Source organism: Streptomyces sp. NPDC086835 (genome assembly GCF_044745705.1).
Classification (GTDB): domain Bacteria; phylum Actinomycetota; class Actinomycetes; order Streptomycetales; family Streptomycetaceae; genus Streptomyces.
The window spans coordinates 21,683-41,351 of sequence record NZ_JBIVAU010000019.1 but is presented as its reverse complement, the minus strand read 5'-3'; the positions used below and the strand labels follow the sequence as shown (position 1 = coordinate 41,351).

19 protein-coding genes are annotated in these 19,669 nt (G+C 70.5%); 16 read left to right on the top strand and 3 right to left on the bottom strand.

Annotated features, from left to right (window positions below; all coding sequences use genetic code 11):
* Positions 1 to 6 precede the first annotated feature (6 nt).
* Complete coding sequence (locus ACIPJI_RS35225) at positions 7 to 789, bottom strand: peptidylprolyl isomerase (protein ID WP_307705408.1); 783 nt, start codon at positions 787 to 789, stop codon at positions 7 to 9.
* Positions 790 to 981: 192 nt separating this feature from the next.
* Here ACIPJI_RS35225 and ACIPJI_RS35220 point away from each other — a divergent pair, with 192 nt between their 5' ends.
* From ACIPJI_RS35220 to ACIPJI_RS35205, 4 genes are all read left to right on the top strand, one after another.
* Positions 982 to 1,692: an MBL fold metallo-hydrolase gene (locus ACIPJI_RS35220; protein ID WP_189473601.1), complete on the top strand. Its 711-nt coding sequence runs from the start codon at positions 982 to 984 to the stop codon at positions 1,690 to 1,692.
* A 13-nt stretch (positions 1,693 to 1,705) separates the two neighbouring features.
* Complete coding sequence (hisS, locus tag ACIPJI_RS35215; RefSeq protein WP_356621237.1) at positions 1,706 to 2,968, top strand: histidine--tRNA ligase; 1,263 nt, start codon at positions 1,706 to 1,708, stop codon at positions 2,966 to 2,968.
* Between the two features lie 192 nt (positions 2,969 to 3,160).
* Positions 3,161 to 3,805: a vitamin K epoxide reductase family protein gene (locus tag ACIPJI_RS35210; protein WP_307705406.1), complete on the top strand. Its 645-nt coding sequence runs from the start codon at positions 3,161 to 3,163 to the stop codon at positions 3,803 to 3,805.
* Positions 3,806 to 3,847: 42 nt separating this feature from the next.
* Positions 3,848 to 5,206 carry a replication-associated recombination protein A gene (locus ACIPJI_RS35205; protein WP_307705405.1) on the top strand — a complete coding sequence of 453 codons (1,359 nt, stop codon included), beginning with the start codon at positions 3,848 to 3,850 and terminating at the stop codon, positions 5,204 to 5,206.
* Positions 5,207 to 5,212: 6 nt separating this feature from the next.
* Here ACIPJI_RS35205 and ACIPJI_RS35200 read toward each other — a convergent pair whose 3' ends face one another.
* Complete coding sequence (locus tag ACIPJI_RS35200; RefSeq protein WP_307705404.1) at positions 5,213 to 5,908, bottom strand: DUF2470 domain-containing protein; 696 nt, start codon at positions 5,906 to 5,908, stop codon at positions 5,213 to 5,215.
* A gap of 188 nt (positions 5,909 to 6,096) precedes the next feature.
* On the opposite strand from ACIPJI_RS35200, the gene rpsD reads away from it, so the two are divergent.
* Positions 6,097 to 6,711 carry a 30S ribosomal protein S4 gene (rpsD, locus tag ACIPJI_RS35195; RefSeq protein WP_005319815.1) on the top strand — a complete coding sequence of 205 codons (615 nt, stop codon included), beginning with the start codon at positions 6,097 to 6,099 and terminating at the stop codon, positions 6,709 to 6,711.
* A 52-nt stretch (positions 6,712 to 6,763) separates the two neighbouring features.
* Here the strand turns inward: rpsD and ACIPJI_RS35190 are convergent, their stop codons facing one another.
* Positions 6,764 to 8,908 carry a tetratricopeptide repeat protein gene (locus tag ACIPJI_RS35190; protein WP_356621238.1) on the bottom strand — a complete coding sequence of 715 codons (2,145 nt, stop codon included), beginning with the start codon at positions 8,906 to 8,908 and terminating at the stop codon, positions 6,764 to 6,766.
* Between the two features lie 159 nt (positions 8,909 to 9,067).
* Between ACIPJI_RS35190 and ACIPJI_RS35185 the strand changes: the two genes are divergently transcribed.
* The 11 genes from ACIPJI_RS35185 to ACIPJI_RS35135 all read left to right on the top strand — a co-directional run bounded on the left by ACIPJI_RS35185 (position 9,068) and on the right by ACIPJI_RS35135 (position 19,646).
* Entirely contained in the window at positions 9,068 to 9,499 is a 432-nt protein-coding gene (locus ACIPJI_RS35185; RefSeq protein WP_307705402.1) for a DUF948 domain-containing protein, read from the top strand.
* A 6-nt stretch (positions 9,500 to 9,505) separates the two neighbouring features.
* Positions 9,506 to 9,919 carry a DUF6167 family protein gene (locus ACIPJI_RS35180; protein ID WP_356621239.1) on the top strand — a complete coding sequence of 138 codons (414 nt, stop codon included), beginning with the start codon at positions 9,506 to 9,508 and terminating at the stop codon, positions 9,917 to 9,919.
* Entirely contained in the window at positions 9,919 to 12,588 is a 2,670-nt protein-coding gene (gene alaS / locus ACIPJI_RS35175; RefSeq protein ID WP_402251001.1) for an alanine--tRNA ligase, read from the top strand. Before ACIPJI_RS35180 ends, alaS begins: the two co-directional genes overlap by 1 nt.
* Before the next feature lie 17 nt (positions 12,589 to 12,605).
* Positions 12,606 to 13,070: a Holliday junction resolvase RuvX gene (gene ruvX / locus ACIPJI_RS35170; RefSeq protein WP_053557810.1), complete on the top strand. Its 465-nt coding sequence runs from the start codon at positions 12,606 to 12,608 to the stop codon at positions 13,068 to 13,070.
* Between the two features lie 102 nt (positions 13,071 to 13,172).
* Complete coding sequence (gene mltG / locus ACIPJI_RS35165) at positions 13,173 to 14,963, top strand: endolytic transglycosylase MltG (RefSeq protein WP_402250998.1); 1,791 nt, start codon at positions 13,173 to 13,175, stop codon at positions 14,961 to 14,963.
* On the top strand, positions 14,963 to 15,805 hold the full coding sequence (locus ACIPJI_RS35160) for a shikimate dehydrogenase (RefSeq protein ID WP_402250996.1): 843 nt from the start codon (positions 14,963 to 14,965) through the stop codon (positions 15,803 to 15,805). Before mltG ends, ACIPJI_RS35160 begins: the two co-directional genes overlap by 1 nt.
* Before the next feature lie 51 nt (positions 15,806 to 15,856).
* A complete protein-coding gene (locus ACIPJI_RS35155) occupies positions 15,857 to 16,246 on the top strand; it encodes a hypothetical protein (protein ID WP_356621243.1) in 390 nt (129 codons plus the stop codon).
* Between the two features lie 175 nt (positions 16,247 to 16,421).
* On the top strand, positions 16,422 to 17,606 hold the full coding sequence (aroC, locus tag ACIPJI_RS35150; RefSeq protein WP_307705396.1) for a chorismate synthase: 1,185 nt from the start codon (positions 16,422 to 16,424) through the stop codon (positions 17,604 to 17,606).
* Positions 17,603 to 18,118: a shikimate kinase gene (locus ACIPJI_RS35145; RefSeq protein WP_402250994.1), complete on the top strand. Its 516-nt coding sequence runs from the start codon at positions 17,603 to 17,605 to the stop codon at positions 18,116 to 18,118. Before aroC ends, ACIPJI_RS35145 begins: the two co-directional genes overlap by 4 nt.
* Positions 18,115 to 19,209: a 3-dehydroquinate synthase gene (gene aroB, locus ACIPJI_RS35140; RefSeq protein WP_402250993.1), complete on the top strand. Its 1,095-nt coding sequence runs from the start codon at positions 18,115 to 18,117 to the stop codon at positions 19,207 to 19,209. Before ACIPJI_RS35145 ends, aroB begins: the two co-directional genes overlap by 4 nt.
* Positions 19,206 to 19,646, top strand: a complete 441-nt coding sequence (locus tag ACIPJI_RS35135; RefSeq protein WP_307705393.1) for a type II 3-dehydroquinate dehydratase — start codon at positions 19,206 to 19,208, stop codon at positions 19,644 to 19,646. The genes aroB and ACIPJI_RS35135 overlap by 4 nt, the downstream gene beginning before the upstream one ends.
* Positions 19,647 to 19,669 lie beyond the last annotated feature (23 nt).

Genomic DNA, 19,669 nt, shown 5'->3' with positions numbered 1-19,669 from the left:
GCCCGGCTACGCCTTCGGGACGGTGGCCTTCTCGATGGTCACGGCCTTCTTCGGCGGACCGTCCGCGCCGCCGCCCTCGACGCCTGCCTTCGCCACGTCCTGAACAGCCTTGAGGCTCTTGGCGTCCATGGTGCCGAACGGCGTGTACGTGGGCGGGAGTTTGGTGTCCTTGTAGACGAGGAAGAACTGGCTGCCGCCCGTGTCGGGCTGGCTGGTGTTCGCCATCGCGACCGTGCCCGCCGGGAACGTGACCGTGCCGTCCGCGCCGGCCTTGCCGAGCGCGTCGAGGTTCTCGTCGGGGATCGTGTAGCCGGGACCGCCGGTGCCGTCGCCCTTCGGGTCGCCGCACTGCAGCACGAAGATGTTCTCCGTGGTCAGACGATGACACTTCGTGCCGTCGAAGTAGCCCTTGTCCGCCAGCGACTTGAACGAGTTGACCGTGTGCGGGGTCTTCGCGGCGTCCATCGCGATCGCGATGTCACCCTGGTCGGTCTTGAGCTGGAACGAGTACTTGGCCTTCTTGTCGATCGCCATCGCCGGTGCCGGCCGGCTGCTCTCGGAAGGGGAGGCGCTCGGCGGGGGATCGAGCGGCGCGGCGTCGTCCTTCTTGTCCTCCCCGGTGAGGCCCAAGGCATAGACGGCGCCGCCGCCCGCGAGCACCACGGCGAGCGCCGCCGCGATCACGGAGTTGCGGACCTTCGCCTTCTTCCGCGCCTGCTCCCTGCGCTGCTGCTGGCGCTCGAACTTCTCCCTGGCGAGCTGCCGCCGTCGCTGATCGCTGCTGACCACCGGGTCTTCTCCTTGTAACTCGTGGGTCGAAGGTCGTTCAAGGCGCGTACGTCGGGCGAGGCCGACCGCCGGGCTTGCCCGTACCGTATACGGGTTGGCTGTGTGATGAGCAGCGCCGGTAGGCTCTGATCTGCTGCAATCCACTGCAAAGGACGCAGCAGCCGACCGACGACGACCGAACTGAGGACGATCGTGCTTATTGCCGGGTTCCCCGCCGGGGCCTGGGGGACCAACTGCTATCTGGTCGCCCCCGCCGCAGGCGAGGAGTGCGTGATCATCGACCCGGGCCACCAGGCCACCGAGGGTGTCGAGGAAGCGCTGAAGAAGCATCGGCTCAAGCCCGTCGCCGTCGTCCTCACCCATGGGCACATCGACCACGTCGCCTCCGTCGTGCCTGTGTGCGGCGCCCATGACGTCCCGGCCTGGATCCACCCCGAGGACCGCTACATGATGAGCGACCCGGAGAAGGCGCTCGGCCGCTCCATCGGGATGCCGCTCATGGGCGAGCTCACCGTCGGGGAGCCCGACGACGTCAAGGAGCTCACCGACGGCGCCGCGCTCAGCCTGGCGGGCCTCGATTTCTCCGTCTCGCACGCGCCCGGCCATACCAAGGGGTCGGTGACCTTCAAGATGCCCGAGTCGGCGGACGTCCCGTCCGTCTTCTTCTCGGGCGACCTGCTGTTCGCCGGCTCCATCGGACGCACGGACCTGCCCGGCGGCGACATGGACGAGATGCTCGAGTCGCTGGCACGGGTGTGCCTGCCCCTCGACGACTCGACCGTGGTGCTGTCCGGCCACGGCCCCCAGACGACCATCGGCCGCGAGCGCGCCACCAATCCGTATCTGCGTGAGGTGGCCGCCGGCCACGGGAGCGGTCGGCCCGCTCCCCGACGAGGAATGTGACGAGACTTCACAGGTGAATACCTTCCAGGCCCCCAAGGGCACGTACGACCTGATCCCGCCGCGGTCCGCGACGTATCTGGCGGTGCGCGACGCGATCTCCACTCCGCTGAAGAACTCGGGCTACGGCTACATCGAGACGCCCGGCTTCGAGAACGTCGAGCTGTTCGCGCGAGGCGTCGGTGAGTCCACCGACATCGTGACCAAGGAGATGTACGCCTTCGAGACCAAGGGCGGTGACAAGCTGGCCCTGCGGCCCGAGGGCACGGCGTCGGTGCTGCGCGCGGCGCTGGAGGCCAACCTCCACAAGGCCGGCAACCTGCCGGTCAAGCTCTGGTACTCGGGCTCGTACTACCGCTACGAGCGCCCGCAGGCCGGCCGCTACCGGCACTTCTCCCAGGTCGGCGCCGAGGCGATCGGCACCGAGGACCCGGCGCTGGACGCCGAGCTGATCATCCTGGCCGACCAGGCGTACCGCTCGCTCGGTCTGCGCAACTTCCGCATCCTGCTCAACTCGCTCGGCGACAAGGAGTGCCGCCCCGTCTACCGCGAGGCGCTGCAGAACTTCCTGCGCGACCTCGACCTCGACGAGGACACCCGCCGCCGTATCGAGATCAACCCGCTGCGGGTCCTCGACGACAAGCGTGACGCGGTGCAGAAGCAGCTGACCGGCGCGCCCATGCTGCGCGACTACCTGTGCGACGCGTGCAAGGCGTACCACGAGCAGGTGCGTGAGCTGCTGACCGCGGCGGGCGTCGCCTTCGAGGACGACGAGAAGCTGGTCCGGGGCCTCGACTACTACACGCGCACGACCTTCGAGTTCGTCCACGACGGTCTCGGCTCGCAGTCCGCGGTGGGCGGCGGCGGCCGCTACGACGGCCTGTCCGAGATGATCGGCGGCCCCGCGCTGCCGTCCGTCGGCTGGGCGCTCGGCGTGGACCGCACGGTCCTGGCACTGGAGGCGGAGGGCGTCGAGCTCGACATCCCGGCCGCCACCAGCGTGTACGCGGTGCCGTTGGGCGACGAGGCCAGGCGCGTCCTGTTCGGCGTCGTGACCGAGCTGCGCAAGGCGGGCGTCGCGGCCGACTTCTCGTACGGCGGGAAGGGCCTCAAGGGCGCCATGAAGAACGCCAACCGCAGCGGTGCGAGGTACGCGCTCGTGGCCGGCGAGCGTGATCTCGCCGACGGCGTGGTCCAGCTCAAGGACATGGAGTCGGGCGAGCAGGAGCCGGTGCCGGTCGCCGAGGTTCTCACCCGGCTGCGCGCCCTGCTCGGCTGAGACGCCGCGCGGTCCGGCCGGCAACGGTGGTCGCGGGGGCCCGGGGCGGACAACTGCCCCGGGCCTTCGCGCTGTTACCGGACCGGCGGGCCGTTCGATCCGGATCTTCCTTATCCGGATCGAACGGAGAAGATCCGTAGCGGTGCGGCAGAATGGCCGTGCCCAGCAGCCCCGGAGCGATGGAACGGCGAAATGACGAGTGCAGCGGCCAAAGACGTGTCCACCGACGAGGACGCACCCGGTGGGCGCAGGGTCGGCTCGGGCAGGGCCTTCGCCTGGCTGCTCGTCGTCACCGGCGCCGCCGGTGTGCTGGCCGCGTGGGTCATCACGATCGACAAGTTCAAGATCCTCGAGGCGAAGATCGCCGGCACCACCTTCACCCCGGGGTGCAGCCTCAACCCGGTGGTCTCCTGCGGCAGCGTCATGGAGAGCGACCAGGCCGCGGCCTTCGGCTTCCCCAACCCGATGCTGGGACTGGTGACCTACGGCATCGTGGTCTGCGTCGGCATGAGCCTGCTCGCCGGCGCCCGGTTCCGCCGCTGGTACTGGCTCACCTTCAACGCGGGCACCCTCTTCGGCGTCGGCTTCTGCACGTGGCTGATGCAGCAGTCGCTGTACGAGATCAACGCGCTGTGCCTGTGGTGCTGCCTGGCCTGGGTCGCCACGATCTTCATGTTCTGGTACGTGACCTCGCACAACGTCCGCCACGGACTGCTGCCCGCGCCGGCCTGGCTGCGCGGTTTCCTCGACGAGTTCACCTGGGTGCTGCCCGTCCTGCACACCGGTGTGATCGGCATGCTGATCCTGACCCGCTGGTGGGACTTCTGGACCTCCTGACCGGAGCCGGCGCTGTCGGTGGGCTGACATAGGCTTCACAGCGTGGAGCCCGACCTCTTTACCGCCGCAGCCGAAGAACGCCAGGAGAAGGACCCGACCAGCAGTCCACTGGCGGTCCGGATGCGCCCGCGCACCCTCGACGAGGTCGTCGGCCAGCGGCATCTGCTCAAGCCCGGTTCACCGCTGCGTCGCCTGGTCGGCGAAGGCGGCGGGGGAGGGCCGGCCGGCGTCTCGTCCGTGATCCTCTGGGGCCCGCCCGGCACGGGCAAGACCACGCTGGCCTACGTGGTCTCCAAGGCGACGAACAAGCGCTTCGTCGAGCTCTCCGCGATCACCGCGGGCGTCAAGGAGGTCCGGGCCGTCATCGAGGGCGCCAAGCGCGCCGCGGGCGGCTTCGGCAAGGAGACCGTCCTCTTCCTCGACGAGATCCACCGCTTCTCCAAGGCCCAGCAGGACTCGCTGCTGCCCGCGGTCGAGAACCGCTGGGTCACGCTGATCGCCGCCACCACCGAGAATCCGTACTTCTCGGTGATCTCCCCGCTGCTCTCCCGTTCGCTGCTGCTCACCCTTGAGCCGCTGACCGACGACGACGTGCGCGGCCTGCTCCGCCGGGCGCTCACCGAGGAGCGGGGGCTCGGCGGCGCGGTGTCGCTCCCCGAGGACGCGGAGGCGCATCTGCTGCGTATCGCGGGTGGCGACGCCCGCCGGGCGCTGACGGCCCTGGAGGCCGCGGCCGGTGCGGCCCTCGACAAGGGCGAGGACGGGATCAGTCTGGTGACCGTGGAGGAGACGGTCGACCGGGCGGCGGTGAAGTACGACCGCGACGGCGACCAGCACTACGACGTCGCCAGCGCGCTCATCAAGTCGATCCGCGGTTCCGACGTGGACGCGGCGCTGCACTATCTGGCGCGGATGATCGAGGCGGGGGAGGATCCGCGGTTCATCGCCCGGCGGCTGATGATCTCGGCGAGCGAGGACATCGGTCTGGCCGATCCGACCGCTCTGCCGACGGCGGTGGCGGCGGCCCAGGCCGTCGCCATGATCGGTTTCCCCGAGGCGGCGCTGACCCTCAGCCATGCCACGATCGCCCTCGCGCTCGCCCCCAAGTCCAACGCCGCGACGACGGCGATCTCCGCGGCCCAGCAGGACGTGCGAGGCGGCCTGGCCGGCCCGGTCCCGCGTCATCTGCGCGACGGCCACTACAAGGGGGCCGCGAAGCTGGGCCACGCCCAGGGCTACGTCTATCCGCACGACGTCCCCGGCGGAATCGCGGCCCAGCAGTACGCACCGGACGCCGTCCACGGCAAGCGTTACTACGAACCGACGCGCTACGGCGCGGAGGCGCGGTACGCGGACGTGGTGGAGAAGGTGCGCGCGCGCCTGCGCGGCGAGGAGGACTGAGCGGCGTCAGTGTGACGCCGCCTCGAAGAGGGTGTGCATCGCGCGGCGCAGCTCCGTGACGTCCCCCACGGGTGAGGGGAAGTCGAAGCGGGCGTCGAAGCAGCGCTCGCCGGTGAACCGCACCCGTAGCCCGAACCGGTCCAGCGCCAGCGGTACCGCTCGCAGTCCTTCCTCGGCGGCCGTCCCTTCCCGCTCGCCGAGCAGTGAGCCCAGCGCCTGCACCTGGTCGCTGTGCGCGGAGTGCAGATGCTGGAGCAGTTCGGTCTCGTGGGAGACGAGCGGGTCGACGGCCGCGTGCGTGAACTCCTCGGGTTCCACACGGGCGGCGCCCCACAGGTCGTCGACGCTCGCCTCGCCGACCTCGAGACGCAGCATCATGTACCCGGGCTCGGCCGCGAGGCCGGGGACGCTGGTCAGCCAGCCGGAGACCCAGGCACGGCCCCGGATACGATCGCGCACGGCGACCGGCGCGACGTCGGTGAGCTCCAGCACCGCCGACAGCTCGTCGTCCTGTGCGTGGGTCGCGGCCCGCACGGCGGGCGAGTCGGCGGCGAACAGCAGGAAGATCTCGCCGTCGGTGCCGACCGCCCTGGCGTGGGGGCTCAACTGCTCCGGCCGGGCGCCCTCCAGACCGGGGACGAGCAGTACCGCTGAGCATGTACTCTGTACGAGAGTTCGTGTGCGCTCGGCTGCTGACGGCATCCGAGTGATTTCAAGCCCGCTGGGACGCGGCTGACCATGAGCTGATCGGACCTCCGTCACCTCGATGCCCGAAGAGGCATCGGCGTTGTTTGTGCTGTCCGTGATGCGCTTGGTGTTCCCAGGGCGAGACATGCGATCTCCTTGAGTAAGGTGAGCCTAACCTAACCTACAACGGAGGTCTGGAGAACGTGCCTAACCAGTCGCGTCCCAAGGTCAAGAAGTCGCGTGCGCTCGGTATTGCGCTGACGCCGAAGGCTGTCAAGTACTTCGAAGCCCGCCCCTACCCGCCGGGCGAGCACGGCCGTGGCCGCAAGCAGAACTCGGACTACAAGGTCCGTCTGCTCGAGAAGCAGCGCCTGCGTGCGCAGTACGACATCAGCGAGAAGCAGATGGCCCGCGCCTACGACCGCGCGCGTAAGGCCGAGGGCAAGACCGGCGAGGCGCTGGTCGTCGAGCTCGAGCGCCGCCTCGACGCCCTGGTCCTGCGTTCGGGCATCGCCCGCACCATCTACCAGGCCCGTCAGATGGTCGTCCACGGCCACATCGAGGTCAACGGCGGCAAGGTCGACAAGCCGTCCTTCCGCGTCCGTCCCGACGACGTCGTGATGGTCCGCGAGCGCTCCCGCGAGAAGACCCTCTTCCAGGTCGCCCGCGAGGGTGGCTTCGCCGCCGACGGTGAGACCCCGCGCTACCTGCAGGTCAACCTCAAGGCCCTGGCGTTCCGCCTGGACCGTGACCCGCAGCGCAAGGAAGTTCCGGTCATCTGCGACGAGCAGCTCGTCGTCGAGTACTACGCCCGCTGATCCTGGCGGCCCCTCCCGGCAGTAGCCGGGGGAGGTGGCCGCTCGCAGCGCTTCAGCCCGCCGCTTCCCCACCGTTCCCGGTGGGGGAGCCGGCGGGCTCCCGCGTTTCCCGGGGCCGTACCCGCTGTGTCCCCACCAGGGCCGACCGCGAGCCCCCGGGCGCCGCGAGAGCACGCTGCACCGCCGCGTCGAGGGACAGTCCGCGACCGTCGCGTACGTACTCCTCGAACCGCTCGTCACCCAGCAGCCCTCTCGCCCGCTCCTCGGACAGGGCACGCGGCGCGCCGAAGTAGCTGGAGCCGAACAGGGAAGGGCCCACCGAACCCCAGAGCGTGGCCGCCGCGCCCTGAAGGACCGCAGCCTCCGCCGGGTCCCCCTCGCTCGCCGTCACCAGGGCCAGCAGCTCGAGGGCCAGGACCAGGCCCACGAGGTCGTTGAACCGGTGGTCGATGGCGACGCACTCGTTCAGCAGCTTCCGCGCCTGGTCGTACTTGTCCGACTCCCAGGCCGCGTAGGCCAGCACGTAGAGCGCGTACGCGCGGGCCCACTGCTCGCCGTGGTCCTCGCAGACCTCCTTGACGGCCTCGCACAGGGCGACCGCCGCGTCCAGCCGGTCCTGGAAGACCAGCGTCATCGCCAGTTCGACCCGGCCCATCAGGACGTTGCTGTTGAGCTCGCCCAGCTCCTCGTACGAGGCGAGTGCCGAGCGCAGCAGCCCCTCGGCGCGCGGCATCTCGTCGGAGAGCAGGGCAAGGCAGCCCTTGCGGTGCGTCGCGTAGGCGGCGGCGAGCCGGTCCTCCGTCCGGTCGGCCCGCTCGGCGCACTCGTGCAGCGCGGCCGCCGCGGCAGCCGGGTCGCCCTGCAGGATCGCCACGTGACCGAGCACCCACAGCGCCTTGAGGCGTGTCTCCTCGTGCCCCGAGTCGTGGGCGAGGCACCGGTCGAGCCAGTGCCGGCCCTCGGCGAGCCGGCCGCAGCCGACCCAGTAGAACCAGAGGGTCCCCGCCAGGTGCCGGCCCAGGTGGGCGTCCTCCGGTTGTTCCAGGCAGAGTTCGAGCGCTGCCCGCAGATTGGGGAGCGCGCTGTCGGCGCAGGCCGCCACCTCCGCCTGGCGGGGACTGAACCACTCCAGTTCGCACCAGGTGGCGAGCCCCATGTACCAGTCGCGGTGCCGTCTGCGCAGCCGATCCGCGTCGCCGATCGCGCGAAGCCACTGCGCCCCGTACTCACGGACCGTGTCCAGCAGGCGGTAACGCAGGCCGGCCGGCGTCTCCTCGCGGCAGACCACGGACTGGGCGACCAGCTCGCCGAGCACGTCGAGGACGCTGTCGGCGGGCAGGTCCGGGCCGGTGCAGATGTACTCCACGGCGTCCAGGTCGAACTGTCCGGCGAAGACCGACAGCCGGGCCCACAGCAGCCGTTCCTCCGATGAGCACAGCTCATGGCTCCAGCCGACGGCGGTGCGCAGGGTGCGATGACGCGGCAGGGCCCCCCGGCAGCCGCCGGTGAGCAGGGCGAAGCGGTCGTCGAGCCGGTGCAGCAGCTGGTCCAGGGAGAGCGCCGGCAGGCGTCCGGCGGCCAGTTCCAGCGCCAGCGGGAGGTGCTCGAGGCGGCGGCACACTTCGAGGACCGCGGGCCGCTCGGCGTCGGTGGCACGGTGGTGCGGCAGCACGGCCGCGGCCCGGGCCTCGAAGAGCGCCATGGCGTCCTCCTCGGTCATCGAGGCCAGCTCGAAGATCTGCTCCCCGTCGATCCGCAGCGGTCTGCGGCCCACCGCGAGGACCTGTACTCCAGGAGCGCGGCGCAGTACTTCTCTTACGAGCTCGGCGCACTCGTCGACGATCTGCTCGAAGCCGTCCACGACGAGCAGCAGGCTGCTGCCCGCGAGTTCGTCGGTCACGACCTCGCGGGGCGGTCTGGTGGTGTGGTCGGTGACGCCGAGCGTCTCCGCCAAGGAGTGGGCCAGCAGATCGGGGTCCCGTAACAGGGACAGCTCGCACAGGCGCACCCCGTCGGCGTACCGATTCTGCACGGCCGCCGCGGCGTGCACCGCCAGGCGGGACTTGCCGACGCCGCCCGGTCCGACGACGGTGATCAGACGGGAGCTGTCGAGGGCGCCGATGAGCGCGGTCAACTCGTCGTTGCGACCCACGAAACGGTTCAGTTCCGCGGGAAGACTGCTGTGGCGACGTCGCATAGGACACGCAGCGTACTCACGCGTAAGCACTGCGTACAATCGGCTCGGAGAACCCGCCTGGAGCGCGCCGGTAATGCGGTACGGGCCGCCGCCGAGGGCGCGATAGGCTCGGAGGACGATTTCCCGTACACCCGAAGACGATGCAGAGAGCGGTGCGCAGTGACCGGTGGAGAGGTTGCCGGGATTCTGGTGGCCGTCTTCTGGGCGATCTTGGTCTCCTTCCTCGCCGTGGTGCTCGTGAGGCTGGCCCAGACGCTCAAGGCGACCACCAAACTCGTGGCGGACGTGACCGAACAGGCGGTGCCCCTGCTGGCCGACGCCTCCGCGACCGTGCGCTCCGCGCAGACCCAGCTCGAGCGGGTGGACGCCATCGCGACCGACGTCCAGGAGGTCACCTCCAACGCCTCCGCGCTCTCCACGACGGTCGCCTCCACGTTCGGCGGCCCGCTCGTCAAGGTGGCCGCCTTCGGCTACGGCGTCCGCCGTGCCATGAGCCGCAAGGGCGACGACAAGCCCGCCGCGCCGTCGCGCCGTTCGGTGATCGTCGGCCGCACCGTGCCGGCCGCCCGGCGCAGGAACCGGAAGGGCTGAAACACCATGTTCCGCCGCACGTTCTGGTTCACCGCCGGCGCAGCAGCCGGCGTTTGGGCCACCACCAAGGTCAACCGCAAGCTCAAGCAACTCACCCCGGAGAGCCTCGCCGCCCAGGCGGCGAACAAGGCCGTCGACGCGGGCCACAAGCTCAAGGACTTCGCGCTCGACGTCCGCGCCGGAATGGTGCAGCGCGAGGGCGAACTCGCCGAGGTACTGGGGCTGCACGCCCCCGTCGACGGCGAGCTGCCGGCCCAGCGGGGGCGGGCGGCGGTCGGGCGGGGGAAGCCCGCGCAGATCACGTACCTGCACGGCGGGGAGCCGGGCGGGAAGTCGCACCGCAAGCACTCGAACACCGAGCAGCCGCACGGCGAAGAGCCGCACGGCGAGCATTCGTACAACCGGAATGAGGACCACTGATGGAGTCGGCTGAAATCCGCCGCCGCTGGCTGAGCTTCTTCGAGGAGCGCGGGCACACCGTCGTGCCTTCGGCGTCGCTCATCGCGGACGACCCGACTCTGCTCCTCGTCCCCGCGGGCATGGTCCCCTTCAAGCCGTACTTCCTCGGTGAGGTCAAGCCGCCCGCCCCGCGCGTGACCAGCGTGCAGAAGTGCGTGCGCACGCCGGACATCGAAGAGGTCGGCAAGACCACCCGGCACGGCACGTTCTTCCAGATGTGCGGCAACTTCTCCTTCGGCGACTACTTCAAGGAAGGCGCCATCAAGTTCGCCTGGGAGCTGCTCACCGGCCCCCAGGACAAGGGTGGTTACGGCCTCGAGCCGGAGAAGCTCTGGATCACGGTCTACCAGGACGACGACGAGGCCGAGCAGATCTGGCGCGACGTGATCGGCGTACCCGCCGAGCGCATCCAGCGCCTCGGCATGGGCCCCAACTTCTGGTCGATGGGCGTCCCCGGCCCCTGCGGACCCTGCTCCGAGATCAACTACGACCGCGGTCCGGAGTTCGGCGAGGAGGGCGGCCCCGCCGTCAACGACGAGCGCTACGTGGAGATCTGGAACCTGGTCTTCATGCAGTACGAGCGCGGCGCCGGCGAGGGCAAGGAGGACTTCCCGATCCTCGGTGACCTGCCGAGCAAGAACATCGACACCGGTCTCGGCCTCGAGCGCCTCGCGATGATCCTGCAGGGCGTGCAGAACATGTACGAGACCGACACCCTGCGCGTCGTCATGGACAAGGCCACCGAGCTCACCGGTGTGCGCTACGGCGACAAGCACGACACCGACGTCTCCCTGCGTGTGGTCGCCGACCACATCCGCACCTCCACGATGCTCATCGGTGACGGCGTCACCCCGGGCAACGAGGGTCGCGGCTACGTGCTGCGCCGCATCATGCGCCGCGCCATCCGCAACATGCGCCTGATGGGTGCCACCGGCCCGGTCGTCAAGGAACTCGTCGACGTCGTGGTCGACACGATGGGGCAGCAGTACCCGGAGCTGATCACCGACCGCAAGCGGATCGAGACCGTCGCCCTCGCCGAGGAGGCCGCGTTCCTCAAGGCCCTCAAGGGCGGCACCAACATCCTCGACACCGCCGTCACGGAGACCAAGGCCAAGGGCGGCACCGTCCTGCCCGGCGACAAGGCCTTCCTGCTCCACGACACCTGGGGCTTCCCGATCGACCTCACCCTCGAGATGGCCGCCGAGCAGGGCCTGTCCGTGGACGAGGACGGCTTCCGCCGCTTGATGAAGGAGCAGCGGGACCGGGCCAAGGCCGACGCCAAGGCCAAGAAGACCGGTCACGCCAACCTCACCGCCTACCGCGAGATCGCCGACACCTCGGGCAACACCGAGTTCACCGGCTACACGTCCACCGAGGGCGAGTCCACCGTCGTCGGCCTGCTCGTCGACGGCGTCTCCTCCCCGGCGGCCTCCGAGGGCGACGAGGTCGAGGTCGTCCTCGACCGCACGCCGTTCTACGCCGAGGGCGGCGGCCAGCTCGCCGACCAGGGCCGGATCAAGCTGCACTCGGGTGCCGTCATCCAGGTCCGCGACGTGCAGCAGCCGGTCCCGGGCGTCAGCGTCCACAAGGGTGTCGTCCAGGTCGGTGAGGTCACCGTCGGCGCCTCCGCCTACGCCGTCATCGACGTACGCCGCCGCCGGGCCATCGCCCGCGCCCACAGCGCCACCCACCTGACCCACCAGGCCCTGCGCGACGCCCTCGGCCCGACGGCCGCCCAGGCCGGCTCGGAGAACTCCCCGGGCCGCTTCCGCTTCGACTTCGGCTCGCCGAACGCCGTCCCCGGCACGGTTCTCACCGACGTCGAGCAGAAGATCAACGAGGTCCTCGCCCGTGAACTCGACGTGCACGCCGAGGTCATGAGCATCGACGAGGCCAAGAAGCAGGGCGCCATCGCCGAGTTCGGCGAGAAGTACGGCGAGCGGGTCCGCGTCGTGACCATCGGTGACTTCTCCAAGGAACTGTGCGGTGGCACGCACGTCCACAACACCGCCCAGCTGGGTCTGGTGAAGCTGCTCGGCGAGTCCTCCATCGGCTCCGGCGTGCGCCGGGTCGAGGCCCTCGTCGGCGTCGACGCGTACAACTTCCTCGCCAAGGAGCACACGGTCGTCGCCCAGCTCCAGGAGCTGGTCAAGGGCCGCTCCGAGGAGCTGCCGGAGAAGATCGCCGCCATGCTCGGCAAGCTGAAGGACGCCGAGAAGGAGATCGAGAAGTTCCGCGCGGAGAAGGTGCTCGGCGCCGCCGCCGGGCTCGCCGAGGGCGCCAAGGACGTCCGCGGCGTCGCCCTGGTGACGGGCACCGTCCCGGACGGCACGTCCGCCGACGACCTGCGCAAGCTGGTCCTCGACGTGCGCGGCCGCATTCCGGGTGACCGCCCGGCCGTCGTGGCTGTCTTCACGACGGCCAACGGCCGTCCGCTCACGGTCATCGCCACCAACGAGGCCGCCCGCGAGCGCGGCCTCAAGGCCGGCGATCTGGTCCGCACGGCCGCCAAGACGCTGGGCGGCGGCGGAGGCGGCAAGCCGGACGTCGCCCAGGGCGGCGGCCAGAACCCGGACGCCATCGGCGACGCCGTGGCCGCCGTCGAGCGCCTCGTCGCCGAGACCGCGTGACCGAGGACAGGCCGCAGATGCGCCGCGGACGTCGCCTCGCGATCGACGTCGGGGACGCCCGGATCGGGGTCGCCTCGTGCGACCCCGACGGGCTCCTCGCCACGCCGGTGGAGACCGTGCCGGGACGTGACGTCCCGGCCGCCCACCGGCGGCTGCGCCAACTGGTGGAGGAGTACGAGCCCATCGAGGTCGTGGTCGGCCTGCCCCGTTCCCTCAGCGGACGGGAAGGGCCCGCGGCCAAGAAGATCCGGAGCTTCGCACAGACGCTCGCCCAGGGCGTCAAGCCGGTGCCCGTCCGGTTGGTCGACGAGAGGATGACCACAGTGACGGCCACTCAGGGGCTGCGCGCTTCGGGCGTGAAGTCCAAAAAGGGCAGGTCCGTCATCGACCAGGCTGCCGCTGTGGTGATCCTTCAGAACGCTCTGGAGTCCGAACGAGCGTCAGGCAATGCCCCGGGTGAGGGCGTCGAACCGATTGTCTGATCGCGATACGGTAACGTTCCGCGCGATGCGGCGGTGTTCGAACAGCCGCCGCACAGAAAAGAGGCGGAACGTTCCGCGCCGTCTCGCGGCCCTAGGGGATCGATGACTGAGTATGGCCGGGGCCCCGGCTCCGAACCGTGGCACCCTGAGGACCCTTTGTACGGGGATCAGGGGTGGGGAGGACAGCAGCCCGCGGCCGGTCATGCTCCGTACGCCGGCGAACCGCAGCAGCAGTACCCGCAGGACCAGTACCAGCAGGGCCAGCAGTACCAGTATGGGCAGGACCAGTACGCCCAGGGCCGGCACGACACGGGGCAGGGTCAGTACGAGACCGGGCAGGGCCAGTACGACACGGGGCAGAGCCGTTACGACACGGGGCAGGGCCAGTACCACGACCCGTACCAGCAGGGCGGTCAGCAGCAGTACCAGGACCCGTACCAGCAGCAGTCCCAGAACCAGCAGCAACAGCCCTACGACGGCGGCGGCTGGGACACCGGTCAGCACTCCTCGGTGCCGTACGGCACCGACCCGTCGGCCACCTACGGCGGCGAGCCCGCCGGGTACACCACCCGCCAGGAAGCCGACTACTACGGCACGCCCGACGCCTACCCGCCGCCGCAGCCGCCTGCCCGGCGTCGCGCCGAGCCGGAGCCGGACACCGACTGGGACGCCGAAGCCGCGAAGGAGGAGACCCACCCCTTCTTCACCGGCGACGAAAGCCGTGACGAGGACGACGGCCACGACGAGGAAGCGCGTGGCGGCGGCGACGGTGGCGGCCGCGACCGCCGCGGGAAGTCGAAGACCAAGAAGAAGGGCGGCCGCAACGGCCTGGCCTGCCTGGTGGTCGCGGTTGTCCTCGCGGGCGGCCTCGGCGCCGTCGGATACTTCGGATACCAGTTCTTGCAGGGCCAGTTCGGCGAGGCTCCCGACTTCTCCGGCACGGGTGTCTCGGAAACGGTCGAGGTGACCATCCCCAAGGGCGCCGGCGGTTACGAGATCGGCGGCATCCTCAAGGAGCGCGGGGTCGTCAAGAGCGTCGAGGCGTTCGTCGCCGCCCAGACGAAGAACCCCAAGGGCGGCACCATCCAGGACGGTGTCTACCTCCTGAAGAAGGAGCAGTCGGCCGAGAGCGCGGTCGAGTCGATGCTCAACCCCGCCAGCCGCAACAACCTGACGATCCCCGAGGGCACCCGCAACGCCGCGGTCTACACGTCGATCGACAAGAAGCTCAAGCTCAAGCCGGGAACGACGGAGTCGGTCGCGGAGGCCAAGGCGGACAGCCTCGGGCTGCCCGACTGGGCGAAGAACCACGAGGACGTCAAGGATCCGCTCGAGGGCTTCCTCTTCCCGGCCGCCTACCCGGTCTCGCAGGGCGACAAGCCGGAGGCGATCCTCAAGAAGATGGTCACCCGCGCCAACCAGGAGTACGAGAAGGCGGGCCTGGAGTCCAAGGCCAAGGGCCTCGGCCTCGAGAACCCGTGGGAGCTGCTCACGCTCGCCAGCCTGGTCCAGGTCGAGGGCAAGACGCACGACGACTTCCGCAAGATGTCCGAGGTCATCTACAACCGTCTCAAGCCCGAGAACACCGAGACGAACCAGCTGCTCCAGTTCGACTCCGCGTTCAACTACCTCAAGGGTCAGAGCAAGATCGACATCTCTGAGGACGAGATCAACAGCAACCAGGACCCGTACAACACGTACACCCAGAGGGGACTGACTCCGGGGCCCATCAGCAACCCCGGCAACGAGGCCCTGACGGCGGCCCTCAACCCGACGGACGACGGCTGGCTGTACTTCGTGGCGACGGACGGCATGAACAAGACCGAGTTCGCGAAGACACTCGCCGAGCACCAGAAGCTGGTGGACAAGTTCAACGACTCGCGGGGCAACTGATGGCGCCGTCACCCGCCCCCTCCCGTCACCGCGCGGCGGTCCTCGGCTCGCCCATCGCGCACTCGCTGTCGCCGGTGCTGCACCGAGCCGCCTACACCGAACTCGGCCTCGACGACTGGTCCTACGACCGGTTCGAGGTCGACGAGGCGGCGCTGCCGGGATTCGTCGCGGAGCTCGACACGTCGTGGGCCGGTCTGTCGCTGACGATGCCGCTCAAGCGGGCGATCATCCCGCTTCTCGACGAGATCAGTGACACGGCTGCCTCCGTCGAGGCCGTCAACACCGTCGTCTTCACCGACGACGGCCGCCGGGTCGGCGACAACACCGACATCCCCGGCATGGTTGCGGCGTTGCGCGAGCGAGGTGTCGAGGAGGTGGACTCCGCCGCGATCCTCGGCGCCGGGGCCACCGCCTCCTCCGCGGTCGCAGCCCTGGCCCGTGTCTGCACCGGCCGGGTGACGGCGTATGTGCGCAGTGAGGCGCGGGCCGCGGAGATGCGCGGCTGGGGCGAGCGACTGGGCGTCGACGTCCGTACCGCCGACTGGTCGGACGCGGCCGAGGCACTGCACGCGCCGCTCGTGATCGCCACCACGCCCGCCGGCACCACCGACGCCCTCGCGGCCGCGGTCCCTGCCGCGTCCGGCACCCTCTTCGACGTGCTGTACGACCCGTGGCCGACGGCCCTGGCGGCGGCCTGGTCGAAGAGCGGCGGCGGGATCGTGGGCGGGCTCGACCTCCTCGTGCACCAGGCGGTGTTCCAGGTCGAGCAGATGACGGGCCGCTCACCCGCGCCGCTGCGGGAGATGCGTACCGCTGGCGAACACGCGCTCGGAGCCCGCTAGGATCGGCGCGTTCGATCAGGGGCACGTCAACAGCACAGGGGGAGTCCGGCCATGGAAACGGGTCAGCCGCAGGCGTCGATCGCCAAGAACATCTTCGAGGGCATCGTCTCGTTCCTGCCCGACTGGCTGCAGATCCCGATTCTGTGCCTGATCGTCCTGCTGGTCGTCCTCGGCTGGGCGTCCTCGATCCGCAAGAAGATCGCCCGGCGCCGTGCCGCGCGCAGCCCGCAGCCGGTGCCCGTGGCGCCCGGCAGCCAGGGCAGCGGCGCGGACTTCCTCGGTCCGTACGCCCCTGCCCAGCAGGCTCCGCAGCAACCCGGCGGCGCCGACTTCCTCGGCCCGTATGCGCCTGCGGGGCAGGTACAGCAGGCTCCGCAGCAGTCCAGCGGCGCCGACTTCCTGGGAGCGTACGCGCCCCAGCAGCGCCGCGACGGCGACTGACCGGCTCGGGACCGACTGTCCACGGGCGTCCGCCAGGTGGACCGGTGGCCGGGCGCGGGGCGCGGACGTGGGAGGATCGAGGGAGGCGGGCCAGGGCCGCGCCTCCCCGGCCGCTGCCGGGAGGTTTCCCCAGGCCGCGCCGTCGCAGTTCCACGCGCGAGCATGAGGAGCACCGTTGAGCAGGTTGCGTTGGCTGACCGCGGGCGAGTCGCACGGACCCGCACTGGTGGCGACGCTGGAGGGTCTTCCCGCCGGTGTGCCGATCACCACCGACATGGTGGCGGACCACCTTGCGAGGCGGCGCCTCGGTTACGGTCGCGGTGCCCGGATGAAGTTCGAACGCGACGAGGTCACCTTCATCGGCGGCGTGCGCCACGGGCTGACCATGGGCTCGCCGGTGGCGGTCATGGTCGGCAACACCGAGTGGCCGAAGTGGGAGAAGGTCATGGCGGCCGACCCCGTCGACCCCGACGAGCTCGCCCAGCTGGCCCGTAACGCCCCCCTGACACGGCCCCGGCCCGGTCACGCCGACCTCGCCGGTATGCAGAAGTACGCGCTCGACGAGGCCCGTCCGATCCTGGAGCGCGCGAGCGCCCGTGAGACCGCGGCCCGGGTCGCCCTCGGCGCTGTGGCCCGCTCGTACCTGAAGGAGACGACGGGCATCGAGATCGTCTCCCACGTGGTCGAGCTGGCCGCGGCCAAGGCCCCGTACGGTGTCGTTCCCGTCCCCGCCGACGAGGAGCGCCTGGACGCCGACCCGGTCCGCTGCCTGGACGCCGACGCGAGCAAGGCGATGGTCGCCGAGATCGACCAGGCCCACAAGGACGGCGACACCCTCGGCGGCGTCGTGGAGGTCCTCGCGTACAACGTGCCGGTCGGCCTCGGCTCGCACGTCCACTGGGACCGCAGGCTCGACGCGCGTCTCGCCGCCGCCCTCATGGGCATCCAGGCCATCAAGGGCGTCGAGGTCGGCGACGGCTTCGAGCTGGCCCGCGTGCCCGGCTCCAAGGCGCACGACGAGATCGTGTCCACCGACGAGGGCATCCGCCGCACGTCCGGCCGGTCCGGCGGCACCGAAGGCGGCATGTCCACCGGTGAGCTGCTGCGCGTCCGCGCCGCGATGAAGCCGATCGCGACCGTGCCGCGCGCCCTGCGGACCATCGACGTCGAGACCGGCGAGCCCGCGGCCGCCCACCACCAGCGCTCCGACGTCTGCGCGGTGCCCGCCGCCGGCATCGTCGCCGAGGCGATGGTGGCGCTGGTCCTCGCCGACGCCGTCGCGGAGAAGTTCGGCGGCGACAGCGTCACGGAGACCCGCCGCAACGTCCGCTCGTACCTCGACAACCTCCACATCCGATGAGCGCCCCGCTGATCGTCCTCGTCGGGCCGATGGGCTCGGGCAAGTCCACGGTCGGCGAGCTCCTCGCCGGCCGGCTCGGCGTGGCCTTCCGGGACACCGACGCGGACATCGTCGCCGCCGAGGGCCGCGAGATCTCCGACATCTTCGTCGAGGACGGCGAGGACCACTTCCGTGACCTCGAGCGCGCGGCCGTCCGGTCCGCCCTCGCGGAGCACACGGGCGTGCTCGCCCTCGGGGGCGGCGCGATCCTCGACGAGGGGACCCGCGGCCTGCTCACCGGGCTGCCCGTCGCCTACCTGTCGATGGACGTGGAGGAGGCGGTGAAGCGCGTCGGGCTCAACACGGCCCGCCCGCTGCTCGCCGTCAACCCCCGCCGGCAGTGGCGCGAACTGATGGACGCCCGCCGGCCTCTCTACAACGAAGTGGCCCGCGTCGTCGTGGCCACCGACGACCGCACCCCCGAAGAGGTCGCACAGGCGGTCCTCGACGCACTGGAGCTGAAGGACGCATGACTGACCAGGCAGTGACCCGTATCCAGGTCGGCGGAACGGCCGGTACGGACCCGTACGAGGTGCTGGTCGGCCGGCAGCTGCTCGGCGAACTGCCGGGCCTGATCGGAACCAGGGCCCAGCGGGTGGCGGTGCTCCACCCCGAGGCGCTCGCGGAGACCGGTGAGGCGCTGCGCGCGGACCTCGCCGACCAGGGCTACGAGGCCGTCGCGATCCAGGTGCCGAACGCGGAGGAGGCCAAGACCGCCGAGGTCGCGGCCTACTGCTGGAAGGCGCTCGGCCAGACCGGTTTCACCCGCACCGACGTCATCGTCGGCGTCGGCGGCGGCGCCACGACCGACCTCGCCGGGTTCGTCGCGGCGACCTGGCTGCGCGGCGTGCGCTGGATCGCCGTGCCCACCACCGTGCTCGCCATGGTCGACGCGGCCGTGGGCGGCAAGACCGGCATCAACACCGCTGAGGGCAAGAACCTCGTCGGCGCGTTCCACCCGCCGGCCGGTGTGCTGTGCGACCTGGCGGCCCTGGACTCGCTGCCGGTCAACGACTACGTCAGCGGCATGGCGGAGATCATCAAGGCCGGCTTCATCGCCGACCCGGTCATCCTCGACCTCGTCGAGGCCGACCCGCAGGGCGCCCGCACGCCTGCCGGTCCGCACACGGCCGAGCTGATCGTGCGCTCCATCCAGGTCAAGGCCGACGTCGTCTCCAGCGACCTCAAGGAGTCCGGACTCCGCGAGATCCTGAACTACGGGCACACCCTCGCGCACGCCATCGAGAAGAACGAGCGCTACAAGTGGCGGCACGGCGCGGCCGTCTCCGTCGGCATGGTCTTCGCTGCCGAACTCGGCCGCCTCGCCGGACGGCTGGACGACGCCACCGCCGACCGGCACCGCACGGTCCTCGAGTCCGTCGGACTCCCGCTGACCTACCGCGGTGACCAGTGGCCCAAGCTGCTGGAGACCATGAAGGTCGACAAGAAGTCCCGCGGCAACATGCTGCGCTTCATCGTCCTCGACGGCCTGGGCAAGCCGACCGTGCTCGAAGGCCCCGACCCTGCCGTCCTGCTCGCCGCCTACGGCGAGGTCTCCGCATGACCCGCCGGGTGCTCGTGCTCAACGGCCCCAACCTCGGCCGCCTCGGCTCCCGCGAGCCGGACGTCTACGGCGCGACCTCCTACGCCGGTCTGGTGGACACCTGCCAGGCCCTCGGCAAGGAGCTCGGCTTCGACGTCGACGTGCGCGAGACGAACGACGAGGGCGAGATGATCCGCTGGCTGCACGAGGCCGCGGACGGTTCAATTCCGGTCGTTCTCAACCCCGGTGCCTTCACGCACTACTCGTACGGGATGCGCGACGCCGCCGCACAGCGCACGGCCCCGCTCATCGAGGTGCACATCTCCAACCCGTACACGCGCGAGGCGTTCCGCCACACCTCTGTGGTGGCCGCGGTCGCCAGCGGCACGGTGGCCGGCTTCGGCATCGGCTCCTACCGGCTCGCGCTGCGCGCGCTGGCGGAGGAACTCGACGGCTGACGCGCCGCGCGGGGAGCAGGGCA